This window comes from Providencia sp. PROV268 (assembly GCF_028477805.1).
Classification (GTDB): domain Bacteria; phylum Pseudomonadota; class Gammaproteobacteria; order Enterobacterales; family Enterobacteriaceae; genus Providencia; species Providencia stuartii.
In genome coordinates, this window is sequence record NZ_JAMPLW010000012.1 from 124,709 (window position 1) to 144,521 (window position 19,813).

At 40.3% G+C, this 19,813-nt stretch carries 14 protein-coding genes; 3 read left to right on the forward strand and 11 right to left on the reverse strand.

All coding sequences use genetic code 11. The annotated features are described in order from the left end of the window. Positions 1–116 precede the first annotated feature (116 nt). From PR699_RS10510 to PR699_RS10525, 4 genes are all read right to left on the reverse strand, one after another. Complete coding sequence (locus PR699_RS10510) at positions 117–1,241, reverse strand: ABC transporter permease (protein ID WP_179078395.1); 1,125 nt, start codon at positions 1,239–1,241, stop codon at positions 117–119. Positions 1,242–1,247: 6 nt separating this feature from the next. Then, entirely contained in the window at positions 1,248–4,004 is a 2,757-nt protein-coding gene (gene rbbA / locus PR699_RS10515) for a ribosome-associated ATPase/putative transporter RbbA (protein WP_014658323.1), read from the reverse strand. Then, on the reverse strand, positions 4,001–5,071 hold the full coding sequence (locus tag PR699_RS10520) for an HlyD family secretion protein (protein WP_004919603.1): 1,071 nt from the start codon (positions 5,069–5,071) through the stop codon (positions 4,001–4,003). The genes rbbA and PR699_RS10520 overlap by 4 nt, the downstream gene beginning before the upstream one ends. Before the next feature lie 385 nt (positions 5,072–5,456). After that, positions 5,457–5,933 (reverse strand): GNAT family N-acetyltransferase, encoded by a 477-nt coding sequence (locus PR699_RS10525; RefSeq protein WP_014658322.1) that lies wholly within the window; start codon positions 5,931–5,933, stop codon positions 5,457–5,459. A 392-nt stretch (positions 5,934–6,325) separates the two neighbouring features. Here PR699_RS10525 and PR699_RS10530 point away from each other — a divergent pair, with 392 nt between their 5' ends. Beyond that, a complete protein-coding gene (locus PR699_RS10530; protein ID WP_014658321.1) occupies positions 6,326–8,071 on the forward strand; it encodes an ABC-F family ATP-binding cassette domain-containing protein in 1,746 nt (581 codons plus the stop codon). A 217-nt stretch (positions 8,072–8,288) separates the two neighbouring features. On the opposite strand, the gene PR699_RS10535 is transcribed toward PR699_RS10530, so the two are convergent. From PR699_RS10535 to PR699_RS10555, 5 genes are all read right to left on the reverse strand, one after another. Continuing rightward, positions 8,289–8,498 (reverse strand): hypothetical protein, encoded by a 210-nt coding sequence (locus PR699_RS10535; RefSeq protein WP_004919597.1) that lies wholly within the window; start codon positions 8,496–8,498, stop codon positions 8,289–8,291. After that, entirely contained in the window at positions 8,491–9,042 is a 552-nt protein-coding gene (locus PR699_RS10540) for a PadR family transcriptional regulator (RefSeq protein ID WP_004919595.1), read from the reverse strand. The genes PR699_RS10535 and PR699_RS10540 overlap by 8 nt, the downstream gene beginning before the upstream one ends. A gap of 243 nt (positions 9,043–9,285) precedes the next feature. Further along, positions 9,286–10,434: a tyrosine transporter TyrP gene (gene tyrP / locus PR699_RS10545; protein WP_306463368.1), complete on the reverse strand. Its 1,149-nt coding sequence runs from the start codon at positions 10,432–10,434 to the stop codon at positions 9,286–9,288. An 82-nt stretch (positions 10,435–10,516) separates the two neighbouring features. Then, positions 10,517–12,457, reverse strand: a complete 1,941-nt coding sequence (locus tag PR699_RS10550) for a pyridoxal-dependent decarboxylase (RefSeq protein WP_014658320.1) — start codon at positions 12,455–12,457, stop codon at positions 10,517–10,519. 402 nt (positions 12,458–12,859) lie between these two features. After that, complete coding sequence (locus PR699_RS10555; RefSeq protein ID WP_014658319.1) at positions 12,860–13,870, reverse strand: NAD(P)H-quinone oxidoreductase; 1,011 nt, start codon at positions 13,868–13,870, stop codon at positions 12,860–12,862. A 346-nt stretch (positions 13,871–14,216) separates the two neighbouring features. Here PR699_RS10555 and PR699_RS10560 point away from each other — a divergent pair, with 346 nt between their 5' ends. Both PR699_RS10560 and uspE read left to right on the forward strand, forming a co-directional pair. Next, positions 14,217–14,975: an FNR family transcription factor gene (locus PR699_RS10560; protein ID WP_004919586.1), complete on the forward strand. Its 759-nt coding sequence runs from the start codon at positions 14,217–14,219 to the stop codon at positions 14,973–14,975. 122 nt (positions 14,976–15,097) lie between these two features. Next, a complete protein-coding gene (uspE, locus tag PR699_RS10565; protein WP_014658318.1) occupies positions 15,098–16,042 on the forward strand; it encodes a universal stress protein UspE in 945 nt (314 codons plus the stop codon). Between the two features lie 571 nt (positions 16,043–16,613). On the opposite strand, the gene pntB is transcribed toward uspE, so the two are convergent. Together pntB and pntA are read right to left on the reverse strand one after the other, a co-directional pair. Beyond that, the gene (gene pntB, locus PR699_RS10570; protein WP_014658317.1) at positions 16,614–18,002 is read right to left on the reverse strand and encodes a Re/Si-specific NAD(P)(+) transhydrogenase subunit beta; all 1,389 of its coding nucleotides are present in this window, start codon (positions 18,000–18,002) and stop codon (positions 16,614–16,616) included. Positions 18,003–18,015: 13 nt separating this feature from the next. Continuing rightward, positions 18,016–19,548, reverse strand: a complete 1,533-nt coding sequence (gene pntA / locus PR699_RS10575; RefSeq protein WP_014658316.1) for a Re/Si-specific NAD(P)(+) transhydrogenase subunit alpha — start codon at positions 19,546–19,548, stop codon at positions 18,016–18,018. Between the last annotated feature and the right edge of the window lie 265 nt (positions 19,549–19,813).

The following is a 19,813-nucleotide window of genomic DNA, read 5'->3' on the forward strand; positions in this document are numbered from 1 at the left end:
ACTATCGATTTGATAGGCACAGCCTTGCAATGATTTTTGAATTGATAGGCACTATATTACAACGCTTACTGAACAATTCAGCAAGCGTTTTTTGACATAATTGCAACAGCAAGGTGTTATGCCATGGTTGCAATGGTTTTACGAAACCGCATTAATGCGAATGAAAAGAAGACGATACCGATAATAAATAAGACAATAAACTGAGGCCAAACGATCTGGAACCCTGCTCCTCGATATAAAATCGCTTGTGCAAGGCTCACAAAATGTGTTGTCGGCATCGTCAGCATAATGTCTTGAACTAACTGAGGCATACTTTCACGTGCGGTCATACCTCCTGAAAGCATATTTAACGGTAATAGAACAAGGATCATCAATAGCCCAAACTGAGGCATTGAACGAGCTAGCGTCCCCATAAAGATACCAATTGATGTGGTCGCAAATAAGCTTAATGCCACACCACACATAAATAGCAGTATAGACCCCTCGATCGGCACTTGTAGCAAGGTTTTAACCACCAGCAGAAGCGATACTGCCGAGGCAACCAAAACCACTAATCCCATTGACCAAATCTTAGATAGCATGATTTCAAATGGAGTTAGTGGCATCACCATTAAATGCTCAACCGTACCGTGTTCTCGTTCGCGAATTAGCGCAGCGCCCGTTAACACTATCGAAAGCATAGTAATGTTATTAATGATTGCCATTACCGACCCAAACCATGATTGCGTTAAGTTGGGGTTAAAACGCATACGAACTTCAAGATCTACAGGTAAACTCGCATCACTACGGTACTTAGCAAGAAACTCATTCACTTCACCTAAAGTGATATTTTGAATGTAGCTATTACCTAAAAACGCTTGGCTCATACGTGTTGCATCAATATTCACTTGGATTTCTGGATGGCGACCGGCCAGTACATCCTTCTGAAAATTAGGTGGAATATCTAAAGCAAAAGTATAAGTACCTCGGTCAAGAAGGCCATCAATCTGTTCGGGAGTTACATCCGCCGGCGTCTTAAAATAAGGTGCATAAAAACTATTGATAATACGGTTCGATAATTGTGATTTATCCTGATCAGCAACCGCAATCGGTGCGTGATGCAAAGAGCCTGGCGTCACTGTTGCCGATGAATAAATCGACACCGTAAAAGCAAAAACAATAAGCGCCATCATCGCCTTATCACGCCCTAAACTACGCAGCTCTTTGACACCTAAATGAAATATGTTTTGTAACTTACGTATCATCAGTTAGGACTCCTGTTTTTTCAGGAAAATAACACTGAGGCCTATCACGATAGGGATAGTAATCAATAGCGGAATAAATGACGCTTGCAAATCAAACAAGTTCAGTCCTTTAGAGAAAGTACCGCGTGTTATTGTCAAAAAGTGCGATGTTGGATAAACCATACCAACCCAACGACCAATCCCTTCAAGTGAAGAGACAGGGTCAATCATGCCTGAAAATTGAGTAGCCGGGATCAGTGTAATAATTGCGGTACCAAAAATAGCGGCGATTTGACTCTTCATAAAGCAAGAGATCAGCAAGCCCATTCCTGTTGCGATAGTAATATAGAGAAAAGCTGCAAGTGTTAAGGTCAGAAAACTCCCTTTAAAGCTAACGCCAAAAACAAATACACTCAACGCGCAGAGCATCACAAAGTTAAACATGCCTAATAAAATATAAGGAAGCTGTTTACCTAATAAAAACTCCAATTTGGTGATCGGGGTTACATAAAGGTTAATCATTGATCCTAGCTCTTTTTCGCGAACCACGCTGAGTGCACTTAACATCGCTGGGATCATCATCAGCAACAGAGGAATCACTGCGGGAACAATCGCAGGTAAACTTTTTACATCGGGGTTATAGCGATAACGGGTTTGAATGTCGATGACAGGCATTCCCGCCACACCAACAGGTTGCTTAGCAGCCATGGTGCTTAACCAAGCGAGATGCATCGCTTGTACATAACCACGAACAGTTTCAGCACGATTAGGCATTGCGCCATCAACCCATACGCCAATTTTCACCGCATGCCCTTTTGCTACATCACGCGCAAAATTAGGGGGAATTTCAATGGCGACAGATACTTTACCGCTACGCAGCGCGGTTTCCAGTTCATCATAATCCTTAATGGGAGGCTGCTCGATAAAATAGCGAGAGCCTGCCAAATTTAGGGTATAACCTTGGCTTAAACCTGTCTGGTCACGGTCAAGTACTGCAAAACGTAAATTTTCCACATCCATACTGATCCCATAGCCCATGATAAACATGAGGATCACCGTACCCAGTAGTGCGAGTGTCGAACGTACTGGGTCGCGCCGTAACTCCATCCCTTCCCGAATGCTATAACTAAATAATCGACGGAAACTGAAACGGCTTTTCAGTGCTTCATCCGTCTGTTTTTTAAGCTCAGGGTCAACATGAAATTCAGGGGCTGTATCCTTGGTCGCTCCGGCTTCTCCCACAGCATCTTGTAGATAGGCGATAAAAGTGGCTTCCAGCGTGTCTAATCCGCGCTTTTTGATCAGATTATCAGGAGTATCACAATCAAGTACCTTCCCTGCATGCATCAAGGAAATACGGTCACAGCGCTCCGCTTCATTCATAAAGTGGGTAGAAATAAAAATGGTGACACCGTCACGCCTTGAAAGGTCAACCATTAAATTCCAGAACATGTCTCGCGCCACAGGGTCTACCCCTGATGTAGGCTCATCAAGGATCAACATTTCGGGGCGATGAATAACGGCAACGGCTAGCGATAAGCGTTGACGAATACCTAACGGTAAATCATCGGGCATCGTATCTCGCACATCATCTAAATCAAAACGCTGGCACATCTCATCAATACGCTGCTTAATTTGATCTTCCGCGATATGAAATAGCTTAGCGTGCAAAACTAAGTTTTGTTCGACACTCAATTCGCTATAGAGGGAAAATGCTTGTGACATATAACCAACGCGTTTGCGCGTTTCGATATCTTTTGGGTCAATTTCTTGCCCAAATAACCATGCTTGCCCTTCGCTCGCTTGCAATAGCCCAGTCAACATCTTCATCGTTGTGGACTTACCGCATCCGTTAGATCCCAAAAAGCCAAATATTTCACCTTTCGGTATTTTAAAATTAACATGGTCGACCGCCACAAATTGACCAAAACGCATGGTTAGATCTTGCGCTTCAATCGCTATCACATCATCGTCTGAGGTATCACGAGGCGGGATAACCACTTTTTTATGACCGCTACGCTTCTCTTCTGGCAGTAACGCAATAAATGCAGCTTCAAGATCATCGCACTGTGTTTGTGCTTTCAGTTCAGAGGCATGTCCTGTTGCCATGACCTTGCCATCATCCATCGCAACCAGCCAATCAAAACGCTCCGCTTCTTCCATATAAGCAGTGGCCACCAACACACTCATATTAGTTTGTCGTTCGCGAATACGTTCGATCAAATCCCAAAATTGTGCCCGTGACAATGGGTCAACCCCTGTGGTTGGTTCATCAAGGATCAGTAAATCAGGGTCATGAATTAGCGCACAACAAAGCCCCAGTTTCTGTTTCATCCCCCCTGAAAGCTTCCCTGCGGGCCTATCTTTGAATGGAGCCAACCCCGTGCTTTCGAGTAAATCGTCGATACGATACTGGCGCTCTTCTTTAGATTGCCCAAATAGACGCCCAAAGAAATCGACGTTTTCATAGACTGAAAGCGTGTGATATAAGTTTTTCCCTAATCCTTGGGGCATATAAGCAATTTTAGGGCAGACTTCTCGGCGATGTTCTTTATCTGCCATATCACCGCCAAGAACGATAACTTTCCCTTGCTGGATCTCTCTTGCACCGGCAATCAATGAAATTAGGCTTGATTTCCCCACACCATCAGGGCCAATTAAACCAACCATTTTCCTTGCTGGAATTGATAAAGTAATGTCATCCAACGCACAATTATCACCGTAATGTTGGCTGACATGGCTTAAATCTACTATCACATCATCCATCAAATTATGGGTCATTGTGGTAATCTCACCTCAAGGTCAGTTGGCCATTGGGCATTAGGATCTAAACGAACATAAGCTTTGCCAGGTAAACCAGTTTTGACATATTCGAGGTTCTTTTCCAGTAGCTCTGGTGAAATTCGTGCGCGAACACGGAACATTAATTTCAAACGTTCGTTTTGCGTTTCAACGGTTTTTGGTGTGAATTGTGCAACACTGGCAACGAAAGTCGCTTTCGCAGGTATCACAATATTAGGGGCAGCATCTAAGACAATATGCACATCACTGCCTAATGCCACTTTTCCAGCATCTTCTGTAGGTAAAAAGAAGGTCATATAAACATCGCTGAGGTCAACCATATTTAATACTCGACCACCGGCCCCTAATACTTCACCAGGTTCAGCAACACGGTATTGAATACGACCGTTACGCGGCGCTTTAAGCACACTATCATCTAAATCAGCAATAATACGTCTTTCAGTTGCAGTCGCTGCATCAACGCGCGTTTTTGCTTGAACAACGCCCGCTTTTGCAGAATCAATTGCCGCAAGAGAGGCTGCAACTTGAGCTTTAGCCGCTTGCAGCGCGGCTTTTGCGCCTTGTACCTGTGCGGTGTCATCATCAACCTGTTGTTGAGAAACCGCTTTGGTTCTTACTAATGCACGAGAACGGTTAAGTCGTTTCTGTGCCGCATCAAGTTCTGCTTCACGTTGACGAACAACCGCTTGTGCGGCTAACTTTTCACTTTCACGTTGCACTAAACCTGATTCTGCTGTTGATACATTACTAATTGCTTGACGTAATTGAGCTTGTACTTCGTGAAGCTGTTCTTGCAGTGCTCTGGTATCCATTTTGGCAAGAACCTGACCTTCCTTGACAAAATCACCTTCTCTCACCGTAATAGTATCGATCCGCCCTGCCGTTTTGGTTGCAATATCAATTTCGGTTGCTTCTATACGACCATTACTTTGAGCGAAACCTGCGGGTAAACTGCTAGAATTCATACTCCAATAATAAAAACCACCTGCTGCAATAATTAAAATAATAGCGACATAAAAAATGATCTTTCGTTTATTTATTTTCATACCATCCCTTCTCTTTTCTTTATGTGAAAGAAAATAGCTAATTTTTAATTCAATTGTTTAGTATTGCCCATCTTATTTAGTCACACTAAAAAATAATAAAACCAAGAAAATAAAAACTGACTAACGCACATTTTCAACTTAACATCTCAATACAACATTCCTTTTTAGATTAAGTTACTTGCCTGTTCTCTATCCCTTTAATTTAATTCTATTTTATCCCTTTTAACCTTAAGTAAAATAGCACATATATCACAAAATACCATATTCAAAAGTTAAAAAGAGTTTATTGGCACTTATTGCTTAAGATTTATTAAAAAACAAAAAAATAATGCTAACAAAAAAGTTTGTTAGCATTATTTTGTTATAAAATTAACTTATTAGGTATTTAACTTATAAATTCAGCAATTGTTTGTTCATCCATACGGTAACGAACCCATTCATCTTGGGGTTTAGCACCAATACTTTTATAAAAATCAATTGCAGGTTGATTCCAGTCTAAAACACTCCATTCCAAACGCTGGCATTTCCTTTCACTGGCAATCATTGCAATATGCTTTAATAATTTTTTACCCGCACCCGCTCCTCGATAATCAGGGGAAACATATAAATCTTCCAAGTAGATCCCATTATTACCTAACCAAGTCGAGTAACTAGAAAAAAAGACCGCATAACCAGCAGGTTTACCGTCCACATAGCAAATTAAAGCCTCTGTATTTGAATTTTCACCAAATAATGAGTTTTCTATATCGGTGACAGATGCTTTAACTTCATGACGTGCTTTTTCATATTCCGCTAATGCGATGATCATATCTAAAATCAAAGCGGCATCTTTAATTGTGGCTGGTTTTATTTCTACATTCATTTTGGCGTTTCCTATATGTTTACATCTTGATTTTACTCCAAAATTATTACTCACCACAGCCACTAGCAGTTTTATTCATGACACTTTTAATGCCATTAGAATCATTTATAACAATACCTAAACACAATACATCATTGTGATTGATAGAAAGTTGCTAGGTTTGTTATGATAGCGATATTGTTCAACACTAGAAAAAAGGAGGCTTATTATGATGTTGTGTGATCTTATTGACTATTCACACTTCTTTGGTAATCGCCAAAGCTCAGGCTTTCACAGTTATATACTGCGATAACCCTGCCTGAGCGAAGCTCCCAAAAGATACCTTCCTCAGCTTACTGGGTTGTCGTCCTGACTATACCCTGGCATTGTCATGCCTAAAAATTGAGTAAGCTATGAGCACTTTATTATCTGTAAAATCATTAAATTATGATACTTCTACAACCTCTTTATTGAGTGATATAACCTTCACGCTACAAAGTGGCGATCGTATTGGTCTGATTGGGCATAACGGAAGTGGCAAAAGTACATTATTGAAGCTTTTGACCGGTCAGTTATCACCTAACAGTGGCAGTATTACTTATGCAAATCAGTGTGTAACCGCTTATATTGAACAGCACCTACCCGAAGAGGTAGCGCATTTGAGTTTAACTGATGCAGTTATGCAGCAACTCCCTGCTCAAGAGCGTCTTTCTGAGCGTTGGCGAGCGGAAGTTTTACTGACTGATTTAGGGTTCACTGAGAAACAATGGGCACAAAAAGCCAATCAAATTAGTGGCGGGCAGCATACCCGATTACTTTTAGGTAGAGCATTAATTCAACAACCCGATCTGATGCTATTGGATGAGCCAAGTAACCATCTTGACCTTCCCACATTGATTTGGTTAGGTAACTTTTTGCAAAACTGGAAAGGCAGCTTCGTTTTAGTTTCTCACGATCAAAATCTGCTTGATAAAGTGACTAACTGCACATGGATATTGCGAGATAAAACGCTACATTTCTTCCGGCTCCCATGCTCATCTGCACGTCATGCACTGAGCCAAAAAGATGTCGCTGATGAAAAACGCCATCAAGCGGAGCAAAAGGAGATTGATCGCATTGCGGTAAGTGCCAAACGTTTAGCTATATGGGGTCAAGTTTATGATAACGAAGACCTTTCTCGTAAAGCAAAACAGATGGAAAAACATATCGATAGACTCAAGGAGGCGCAAACTGAGCTGACTGAAGGCTATCAATGGAAATTAGCGCTAAATGGCAAATCGATCCCCGCAGATAGAGTCCTTGAATTAGATCATGCCAACATTAAGACTCCCGATGAGAAATTGCTTTTCACAACAGGTTTTCATCAAGTCAAAAGTGGTGATCGTATTGCCATTATTGGTGCCAATGGCTGCGGTAAATCCACTTTATTACGTTTATTGTGGCAACGTTTTAAAGCAGATGAACGATACAGTGAGCAATTAAAGTTTCATCCATCGATTAATGCGGGTTATTACGACCAGCAACTTGAGCAACTCAATGATAATGACAGTTTATCTGATGCTTTACGGCCTTTTGCTAATTTAGTCGATGAACAACGCAAAATGGCATTGATTGGTGCAGGTTTTCCTTATACTCGCCACCAACAAAAAGTGGCAACACTCAGTGGCGGCGAACGAGCACGGTTGTTATTTATTGGCTTGAGCTTGGCGCAATATGAGCTAGTGATGCTAGATGAACCCACCAACCACCTTGATCTTGAAGGTAAAGAAGCACTGAGTGAGCAAATATCACAATTTGCAGGCGCTTTGCTGGTGGTTAGCCATGATAAATGGTTAATTGAAACGAGTTGCCAGCGTTTTTGGTATATCAATAATAATCGATTAGAGGAGTATCTTGACGTCGAGGAGGTTTACCAACAAATCGAGCAACAATCGCACCTTCAAAATAACAGCGTAATTAACGAAAAAGTAGCTTCACCCCATATAGACGAAGCCGCTTCTCAATCGACTGTTTATGAAGATGAATTGTTGGAAAAGTTATTGTTACTTGAAGATAAATTACACGCAGATAGGCAACGTAAATTAGCTCATCAAAAACCACTGCTTCAACAACAGTGGATCGATGAAATAGAAAAAATACAGGCGCTACTCAACCTGTAATTAAATCAATCCCCTAATAGCCAAGGTTATTAGGGGATTACATGATAATTATGTAATCCATAAACAGCGTTTTACTATGACCGTTCATTAAGAACAGAAAAATGTTTTGGTAAAATAGGTCTATTTTTTATTTTCATGGCCTTTTTCCACTAAAATAGCGAATTAAAGTGCAAAAAGTTTTACCATGAATAATAAATCAGCAAAATAACCTATTTTATTATTTAGTACGCTGGCGTTTAGCTCGTTTAAAATAAGATGTCGGTACTTTTGGGCAAACAACCTCTTTAAATTTTTTATCTAATGCAGCCTCTGGTTTTACCTCGGCCGATTCCGTACTTTCGTTAGATGGTATATTAGGTGATGTCTTTACGTTATCTTTCATATATGAAGACTCTTTTGCCTGAATAATATCATTGGTTTTAGCCATGTTCGTGCCCTTCTACTGTCAATACCGAGTTGACTTGTTCAATACGTTCAACAGCACTGTTGATAATTTCAACAACTCGCATTGATTGTTCCTTAGTCAATTCCTGCAAAACAATGTTGTGTCGCAGCAATGATTTAAATCTATCAACAGCAAGCTCTATTTCTTTGGCAAATTGGTTGCCAGCCGTAAGCTCTTGTGCATAACTGAGTTTTAGCTGAACTTCCGCTAAAATATCAGCTTTCAATAATAGAAAACATTTTCCTTCAGGTGTCAGCGAATAACACTTACGCCCTTTTCCTTGCTCCTTATACGCGGTGATCAGCCCCAACTCTTCTAGTAATGTTAATGTTGGATAAATCACACCAGGGCTTGGGCAGTAAAAACCCGCCGTTTCCTGCCCTATCTTTTTTATCAATTCATAACCATAGTTTGACCCATCAGCCAAGAGATGCAGAATGTAGACACGCAACTGTTTTGGGTTAAACATACGGCTTAAGCTTTTACCATCACAAAGGCACGGTTCCGCTTGTTGTTCATTATTCATTAATACTCTCAGAACCCCTTTAGGTCTTAAAAACCGATATATCTAATATAATAGTGGATTTTTTGAAGATTACCAGTTTAGATATATCTGTTTTTTTGCATAAAATGCTAATGATAATTATTCTTATTGAGATGCTAATAAAATGCCATCGATAAAAAAGCATTAGCAATAATCGAAGTGAAATAAAAAAAGCCAATCCGTTGAGTCCGTGATTGGCTTTATTGATTTGAATGAAAAGGTCAATTACCCTACGTTTGGCAGTATTTTGAAGGCAATTGCCAATTGAACACCGATCACCACAATACCACACAAGAACACGATAAATAGTGCAGGTGTGCCACCGGTAACTTGATATTTACGCTTATTACACAATCTTGATTTAAATGCCATCGCGCTAGGTAACAATAGTGCAAGAATAGATAATGCAATCGCCGCAAAACCTAATGCCATGACAAATCCTTTCGGATAAAACAGCGCAAAGACTAATGGTGGCAAGAAAGTTAATAATCCTGTTTGCAGGCGGCCCTCCATATTATCTTGGCGCTTAAATAAATCCGCTAAGAAATCAAATAGCCCTAAAGCAACACCGAGAAACGAGGTGGCGAGCGCTAAACTCATAAACATCTGAGCAATAAACTGGGTTCTTTCCGACATCACAACATTGCGGATAGCATCCAGTAAGCCATTTAATCCTGAATTTTCTGCAAGAATGCCGACAAAGGTTGTAGGGTTAATGCTACCTAACGTAGCAATCTGCCATAAAATATAGGCAACTAATGGGATAGCACTACCGATAATAAATATTATCCGTAATTTTTTCACATCACCGCCCATATATTTCACAACACTTGGCACACTGCCATGGAAACCAAATGAGGTAAAAAACACAGGAATAGCCGAGAGGATCAAGACTTTCTCTGTTGGTGCAGACAATAAATTTTGCTGCTCAACATGTGGCATCATTAACACTAAGATAATGACTAGAAAAACAATTTTTGCTGCGAATAAAATACGGTTAATAAAATCAACGGATGATGTTCCAAAGCACACGACACCACCACCAATCACCGTAAAAATAACAATCCCCATCCAATCAGCCATCTCAATAGCAAAACTGCTTTTTAAGTTGGAGGTAATAATTTCCCCTGCACCACTAACATAAGCCGCCGTTAGTGCGTACATCAGGAACATCATACTAAAACCGGTAATAAATTTACCGCCTGAGCCTAAGTAGCGCTGAGCAACAGAGCCGATACCCGTTTCTGAGGACTCATGTTGATAGACTTCGACAAGTAATAATGCGGTGTAACACATCAATGCCCAAAGCACGAACAACATTGCTAAACTTATCGTGGAGCCGTTACCTGCTGCCGCTATCGGCATTGCAAGCATACCAGCACCAATCGTAGTGCCAGCAACAATAAAAATACTGCCAAGTGTGCGATTTTTCATATTGAGATCCTAGCCAAGAAGTTTATAGCGTTATTTTTTGTTTTGAATGATTTAATTTATTTTCTTCATCTATAAGCTGTTGCAACTTGCCTTCAAAGATATTTTTCAACTCTTGCCAAAAATCGGTGAAATGCTGCTTATCCCGTAAGCAATGTGTCATGATCGCGGCTCTTAATACATATAATGACTGAGTCTTATCCCACTCTTGATCACTAAAGCCAGCCTCACGACAGAAATTTCGTGGATTATCACCGTACTCTTCCGAGGTTAAGGATGTTGAGGAAGTTAAAAAGTCATTCGTATAAGAGCGGCCTGCGGCATATGAGCACAACTCATAAAGGCGCTTATTCAGTTGATTCTGCTTTTCTAATGATTGATTACCGACTTCCTTAAACATGAAGTTGACCATGTGGAAATCAGGCGATGGCAGCGCAATAATTTCGAATTTTCTATCTTCGATTTCAAATGCCTCACAGGTATTGATACTTTCAATGATCCAATTCGCTGTGGTTATTCCTGCTGCTATCACTTTTCCGTAACCGAGAATATTTAGCGGAACTAACCGATGGGCCGCCCAGACCGCCGCCGCCGTGGCTCCAGCTTTTGACCCTTCCATGATTGAAGAGCCTAATAATACGTTTTGTTGCTTTTCTGCTTTACGCCCTTTTTCTGCAACTTCTTCAAACACATAAGCGGCATGATAAGAAATGAGATCAACAATACGTTTATCCTTCATGCAGATTGCTCCTGCCGCATAAGGAATAAAGCCCACTTTATGAGGATCAACCGTGATAGAGTCCGCTTCTTGTAATGCCTTGAAGCTTTGATAAACCTCTGGCTTTGGCCAAACAACATCGGAGGGGAAAATACCTTCCTGATGGTAACGTTTAATCAAAACATCATAATCAAGGAATTGATTATTCTCATCACGGAACATGGCACAGGCATAGCCTGCATAAGCGGCATCGATATGAATATAAAATGAGACACCAAAACGCGCTTCGCACTCTCTGCGCAATTCAATCAGTTTTGCGACATTATCAATCGCGCCCGTTTCCGTTGTTCCTACAACAGCCACTACGGCTAAAATAGGCTCACCTTGTTCAATCAATGAAAACACAATTTGTCTCATTTGCTCAGTATCAGTGCGATAACTGGCATCGACGGGGAGCTGTACGATATTTTGTTGTCCTAACCCCAAAATATCCATCGCTTTCATCCAAGAGTAATGTTTAGATTGCGGGACTAATAGCTTACCTAATTTCCCTTGTTCTACCCCTTCACCACGACAAGTCATTTCTCTGACTTCTTCAAATAATCCTTGTTTCTTTAAATCATCGATAAGATCTAAAACAGCAGAGGTCGGCATATTCAGCAACGCTTTCTCACTATCCTCTTTTAGTAATTGTCGAGCCTGAGGATGCTTAGCTATTGCCAAAGGTAACGTTTTAATATTTCGAGCAACCCACAACCCCTCATAATTAGCGACAGTGCCGCCTGAAGTAATATGCCCCCATGACTGATTAGTGTCATAACCAAACATTGCACACAGGTCTAACCCTGCTTCTAGCTCGAGTACTGTTGTGGTGGGGGAAGACTCTTGAGCACAGTTATTTGGGTTGTACATCATTGCCATAACGTACGCGAGATTCGATATCATTAAGGTATCCGCGTTCATGTGGCCCATATAACGAGGAGAAAACCATGGGATTGATGTTGTTTTTAACTTAGAAGAGAGTTGATTTAAAATACCTTCTGTTCGATATAAAGTATCCCTATATTCCGGTGCATAACGATCGACCGTTGTCACATATTCAGGGTCTTCTGGGTGGTAGCCTGAACGCCAATGCATATGTTCCGTTACCGCATATTCCATCATCTCTCTGAAAAATACTGCATTTTCAGATTTCGGTCCTAGAAATAAAGCATCTACATTCATTTTTGAGTTATTAAAATTTGTCATTATCACTACACCTTTAAATCATGCCCATGCTTTTAATGGCATATTTGATTTAAGTAACTACTATCATTGGAAAGTGATATAACGGATGCATATCTTTAAAAGACAACAATATATTAATGATCTTGTTATCTTTATTATCTTTGGGTTATTTATTGATAGGCAAGCCGTTAATGTGCCAACTTAGCTATAGGTATAATCCATAATTGTTAAAATATTAATAAACTCGTATTTATTTCAATCGGATTTGTGCGCAGGAACAAAATTTCGAAAATTAGTCTGCTGTAAAGAGATATTTACGCTAAAACCACTTGAAAATGTAAACCATTTGTTATAAATGAGCAAGCCAATGAGTCATGAAAAAATTAAATCTTCATGACTCAATAAATCTCAATAGGAAAATAATTATTTGTTAATTAACACTATTTTTCCGTAAAGATCGCCAGATTCCATATGGCGATGAGCATCAGCCACTTGGTCTAACGGATAGGTTTTGTTAATAAAAGGTTTTAATTCACCTTTTTGCAACATCCCCCAAACGTGCTGCTTTAACTCTGCGGCGATGCTGGATTTTTCGGCAACGGTACGTGAACGCATGGTTGACCCTGTGTGAATCAAACGTTTAATCATTAAAGGCATTAAATTGAGGCTCTTAGGGTTACCTTTCATCATTCCTATTTGAATGATCCGCCCGAATTTTGCGGCGACTTGATAATTTTTATCCACATAATCACCACCAACAATATCAACAACCATATCAACCCCTTGAGAACGCGTGTAATCAAGAGTGTGTTGAACAAAATCATCGTTTCGGTAATTAATTATACAGTCCGCCCCTAATGATTTTGCGACTTCTACCTTTTCTGCTGAGCCGACTGTTGTGATCACCGTGGCACCAAATGCTTTTGCTAACATGATAGCAACGGATCCAATACCGGATGTTCCACCATGAATGAGCACTGTTTCACCCTTTTTCAATTTACCAATCTGAAAAACATTCGCCCAAACAGTAAAAAAGTTTTCAGGTATAGCCGCTCCCTCAACAAATGATAAGTGACCTAATGGTAATGCAATATCTTGATGTACCAGACAATATTCGGCGTAACCACCTCCAGCAACTAACGCACAAATATTATCTCCAATCTGCCATTGTTGAACATCGTCTGCTTTTGCAACAATGGTTCCTGCGACTTCAAGCCCTAAAATAGGTGAGGCATCTGGAGGTGGCGGATAAGCCCCCATACGTTGAAGAACATCAGGGCGATTAACACCAGCAGCCTCAACTTTAACCAATAAATAACCCTCTGATAATACGGGCAATGGTTGTTCAATTATTTGCAGTTTTTCTGCTCCACCGTGCTCCGCGATATTTATTACTTTCATCGTATTGGGAATATTTAATGGATTATTTACCATTTGATGCTCCTCTGAAGTTTTCATTTTTAAGTCGAATATTGCATTATTGTTTAAATATTATAACTAATGTTAATTTTTAAATTTATCAAAATATATCTTTTAAATAGATATTTAATAGATAACCCCTTTTATCTATTAAAGAATTTTTTACTTAACTTAATGGTTATTTAAGTTAAATAAGGAATATCATGATGTTATAATGAACTATGTAATTTGATTAACTACTTTGTTTTTATACGCTTTTCTATTTGAGATACTTCTGTTTTATATTTCTACTTATCAGTTGCATTATCTTATGTTAAAATTGACTCATATCAATAATTTTAACTTGTATTGAGCATTTAATATGATCCCAGAAAAAAGAGTTGTTCGTCGCATCCAGTCTGGTGGTTGTGCTATTCATTGTCAGGACTGCAGTATTAGCCAACTGTGCATTCCCTTCACACTGAATGAACATGAACTGGATCAACTTGATAATATCATTGAACGTAAAAAACCGATTCAAAAGGGTCAGGCGCTGTTTAAAGCCGGCGATGAATTACGTTCTTTGTATGCCATTCGCTCAGGAACAATCAAAAGTTACACCATCACTGAAGAAGGTGATGAGCAAATTACAGGCTTCCATCTTGCTGGTGACCTGGTTGGTTTTGATGCAATTATACATACACAGCACCCAAGTTTTGCACAAGCTCTTGAAACATCAATGGTTTGTGAAATCCCATTCGAAACTCTCGATGATTTGTCAGGTAAGATGCCTAATCTACGCCAACAAATCATGCGTTTGATGAGCGGCGAAATAAAAGGCGATCAAGAAATGATCCTTTTATTGTCTAAGAAAAATGCGGAAGAACGTTTAGCTGCATTTATTCTTAACCTATCTCATCGCTTTGCAGAGCGCGGCTTCTCTCCAAGAGAATTCCGCTTAACGATGACTCGTGGTGATATTGGTAACTATTTAGGCCTTACCGTTGAAACGATTAGTCGACTTTTAGGACGTTTCCAAAAAAGCGGCATGTTAAGTGTTAAAGGCAAATATATCACTATTGAAGATATGGAAAAACTGACTGATATTGCAGGTAAAGTCTCCACTGTCTCTTGTTCATAATTCTCGGTGGGTCACTATTTTGTGACCCATCATTATTATTTTTCATCAAATCTTGCCTATTTTTCCTCAATACCTTAGTTTATCTTTAGTAGGGAATGTCCAGCCGTTATGAGGATTTTAATATGGCAAACTATAGAAATCTCCTAGTTGCAATTGACCCAAATCAGGATGATCAACCAGCATTACGACGTGCTGTCTACATAGTGCAACGTAATGGTGGACGGATTAAAGCATTCTTACCTATCTATGATCTCTCTTATGATATGACCACGTTGCTATCACCTGAAGAGCGTGATGCAATGCGTAAGGGTGTCATTAATCAAAAGGCTGCTTGGATTAAACAACAAGCGCATTTCTATCTGGAAGCAGGTATTGAGATAGAAATTAAAGTGATTTGGCATAATAAACCTTACGAAGCCATCATTCAGGAAGTGATTAGTGGTGAACACGACCTGCTTCTGAAAATGGCTCATCAAACAGATAACTTTGAGTCGATTATTTTTACGCCGCTGGACTGGCACCTTTTAAGAAAATGCCCTTCTCCTGTATGGATGGTTAAAGATAAAGTCTGGCCAGATCATGGTTCGGTTGTTGTGGCCGTCAATTTATCAAATGAAGAATCCTATCATGATGACCTCAATATTAAGTTGGTTGAGAAAACGAAGGATTTAGCAACACGTATTGTGAAAGATCAGGAAATTCATTTGGTCAGCGCATACCCTATTGCGCCAATGAATATTGCAATAGAACTACCTGATTTCGACCCAAGCCTTTATAACAATGCACTACGTGGGCAACATCTCATTGCCATGAAGGAATTACGCCAGAAATTTTCGATTGATGAAAAATACACTCACGTCCGTGAAGGGTTACCTGAGAAAATCATCCCTGAAATCTGTGAGGAGTTACATGCCGGCGTCGTTGTCCTAGGTATATTAGGCAGAACTGGGATTTCCGCAGCTTTTCTTGGGAATACAGCAGAACATGTTATCGACAAATTGAAATGTGACCTATTAGCGATTAAGCCTGATGGTTTCGTTTGCCCAATCACGGTTGATGATGATTAATTTTATCGCTCAACCTTAAGTAGATTTATTTTAAAGTGGCAAAAGCGCTGTAGGTAACTCAGCGCTTTTGCGATAAATGAATGCACATTCAGTGCTTCAATGCGCAAAAATTAGTATCCCCACTATTTTTGCCAGCAGTATTACTCATAAAATTTGTATATTGGGTAATATAAAAACTATCTAATTGAAAATATCTCTAATTTACCTTCAGCAGAGATATTAACGGCTACCCCCTCGTCGACTCATTGTAATACGTTATTTAATTCCCAATGCTAACCCATTATCAATGTCCAATCCTGAAACAAATCCATTGGTAATCGTGAGGAAGCCTTATTTACACAGTTGAGAGCCATAATATTGGCCTCCTCGTTATGATTAAAGTGAATAAAATAGCATCATGTGGACGATAAAATGACGGCTATTTTCTATTCTCCGGTTTTAAAATTAAAATGAAACTAATGCACAACATAATGAGATAGACTGAATTTTTAATAAGATAGTTTCTTATACAACCCATTTTTACCCATAAAAAAGCCCTGTAGTTGCCTACAGAGCTTTTGAGGTTAGTATATTAAAGTGCTTTTAAAATCGCATCAACGCTGGCTTTTGCATCACCAAATAACATCTGCGTGTTTTCTTTGAAAAACAATGGATTTTGTACACCTGCATAGCCGGTATTCATTGAACGCTTAAATACAATCACATTGTTTGCTTTCCAAACCTCCAACACTGGCATGCCTGCAATTGGACTATTTGGATCCTCTTGTGCCGCAGGGTTAACAGTATCGTTCGCACCAATAACCAATACTGTATCGGTATCAGAGAAATCATCATTAATTTCATCCATTTCCAGTACTATGTCATAAGGTACTTTTGCTTCAGCTAATAAGACGTTCATGTGCCCAGGTAAGCGCCCTGCTACAGGGTGGATACCGAAACGCACATTGATGCCTCTCTCACGCAACTTAGCCGTAATATCGTGAACAGGATATTGTGCTTGGGCAACCGCCAATCCATAACCTGGAGTAATAATGACAGAGGTTGAATTTTTCAATAATTCTGCCACTTCTTCCGCCGTTGTTTCACGGTATTCGCCCATCTCCTCTTCATTACCCGTTGAGGAGCCATCTGTACCAAAGCCTCCAGCAATAACACTGATAAAGGAGCGGTTCATAGCTTTACACATAATATAAGAGAGGATAGCACCCGACGAACCGACCAGTGCTCCTGTCACGATGAGCAAGTCATTACTCAACATAAAACCTGCCGCAGCGGCTGCCCAACCTGAATATGAGTTCAGCATTGACACAACAACTGGCATATCTGCACCACCAATCGAAGCAACTAAGTGCCAGCCAAATGCCAAAGCAATAACCGTCATGATCAGCATGGCAAAGACTTGTAAACCAACACTATTTGTTTTAACAAAGATCAGCAATAACACAAATGAGACAACAAGCGCCGCTAAGTTTAGTTTGTGGCGATTAGGTAGCATCATCGGTTTCGATGAGATCTTACCGGACAATTTCCCATAAGCCACCACAGATCCTGTGAAGGTGACCGCACCAATAAATATGCCTAAGAACACTTCCGTCAGATGGATATTTTCCATCACCGCGTCTGCATGACCTTCACTGGCAATAAAACTATTAAAACCAACCAAAACAGCCGCTAGACCAACAAAGCTATGTAAAATAGCGACCAATTCTGGCATTTCGGTCATTTCAACTTTTTTGGCCAGACGAATACCAATCACTGCACCAATGACCATCGCAACAATCATCCAGCCAATATTGGCACTATCTGGGCCAAAGATGGTAGCCAGTAAAGCAATCGCCATACCTGCAATACCATAAGTATTACCACGCTGAGAGCTTTCATGGCGTGATAACCCTGCTAGGCTGAATATAAATAGGATAGCAGCAACAATATAAGCTGCCGTTACAATTCCACTCGACAACATACGTTACCCCTTATCCTTTACGAAACATTTTTAACATACGCTGGGTAACAGTAAACCCACCGAATATATTGATACTTGCAATCAATATGGCAATGAAAGATAAGAAACTAACCCATCCTCCCGAGCCTATTTGCAATACTGCACCGACAACAATAATGCCTGAAATTGCATTGGTGACAGACATCAATGGTGTATGCAACGCATGTGTTACGTTCCACACAACGTAATAACCGACAACGCAAGCGAGAGCAAATACCGTAAAGTGTGATAAGAACTCTTTTGGCGCTGAGTTTGCAAACCAACCGAATAGAATGATCGCTAATGCCATTAAGCCATACTTAACTACAGGCGACATTTTCTTCTTCTCAGGCGCTTTTTCTTTTTCCGCCACTTGAGGCTTCGCCTGCGGCTGAGCAGATACTTGAATGGGGGGAGCAGGCCACGTGATTTCACCTTGTTTAATAACGGTAACACCGCGGATCACAACGTCATCAAAATCAATATTGATTTCGCCATTCTTCTCTTTGCACAGTAACTTCATCAAGTTAACAAGGTTTGTGCCATACAATTGCGATGATTGAGTCGGTAGACGGCTTGGTAAATCGGTATAACCAATAATTTTGACACCATTATCAGTCACAACCAATTTATCCGCTTGGGTTAACTCACAGTTCCCCCCTGTTTGCGCCGCTAAGTCAACAATCACACTACCGGGTTTCATTGACTCAACCATCTCTTTGGTAATTAATTTAGGTGCTGGACGCCCAGGAATAAGTGCGGTAGTGACGATAATGTCGACTTCTTTAGCTTGTGCAGCAAATAAAGCCATTTCCGCCTTAATAAACGCTTCGGACATGACTTTCGCATAGCCATCGCCGCTACCTGCTTCCTCTTTGAAATCTAACTCAAGGAATTCGGCCCCCATACTCTGCACTTGCTCTTTAACTTCTGGACGCGTATCAAATGCACGTACAACCGCTCCCAAGCTACCAGCAGCACCGATTGCCGCCAGCCCAGCAACCCCAGCACCAATGACCATCACTTTCGCTGGCGGTACCTTACCGGCTGCTGTAATTTGACCAGTAAAAAAACGACCAAATTCATGAGCAGCTTCGACAATTGCACGATAACCTGCGATATTTGCCATTGAACTTAAGGCATCTAATGATTGCGCACGGGAAATCCGCGGCACTGCATCCATAGCGAATACATTGATGTTTCTTGCTTTTAAGGCATCCATCAATTCAGCATTTTGCGCTGGCCAGATAAAACTCACCAGCGTTGCACCTTCTTTCAGTAATCCAATTTCATCGTCTAGTGGTGCATTGACTTTAAAAACAATATCGGCTGAATAAGCGGTGTCACGATCAACAATCTCAGCCCCCGACTGCTCATAAGCCGCATCCTCAAAACTCGCTAAATGTCCTGCTTCACTTTCGATACAGACACTGAAACCTAACTTAATCAGTTGAGTCACCGTCGAGGGTGTAGCAGCAACACGAGCTTCATTGGCAAATCGTTCTCTAGGTATACCAATACGCATAATGTTCCCTTTTCAAAGCCAAAGTAATTTTGTATTTGTTAAATTTGCTAAAAATTAACCATCTTAGATAGAAAAGTCCTATTTTTAGCCGAAAACAGTTCTATGGAGTTCTAATAACCTACTGAAAATAACCTTCTTGATCCATAATTGATCTCGATTCTTAAACAGTAAATGGAATTCGCAGTGAAAATCTTAGTTTTAGGTCAATAAAATACTGGATAGCTAAAAAAATCTGGTAATTATGACTAGTCAATGAATATTTATT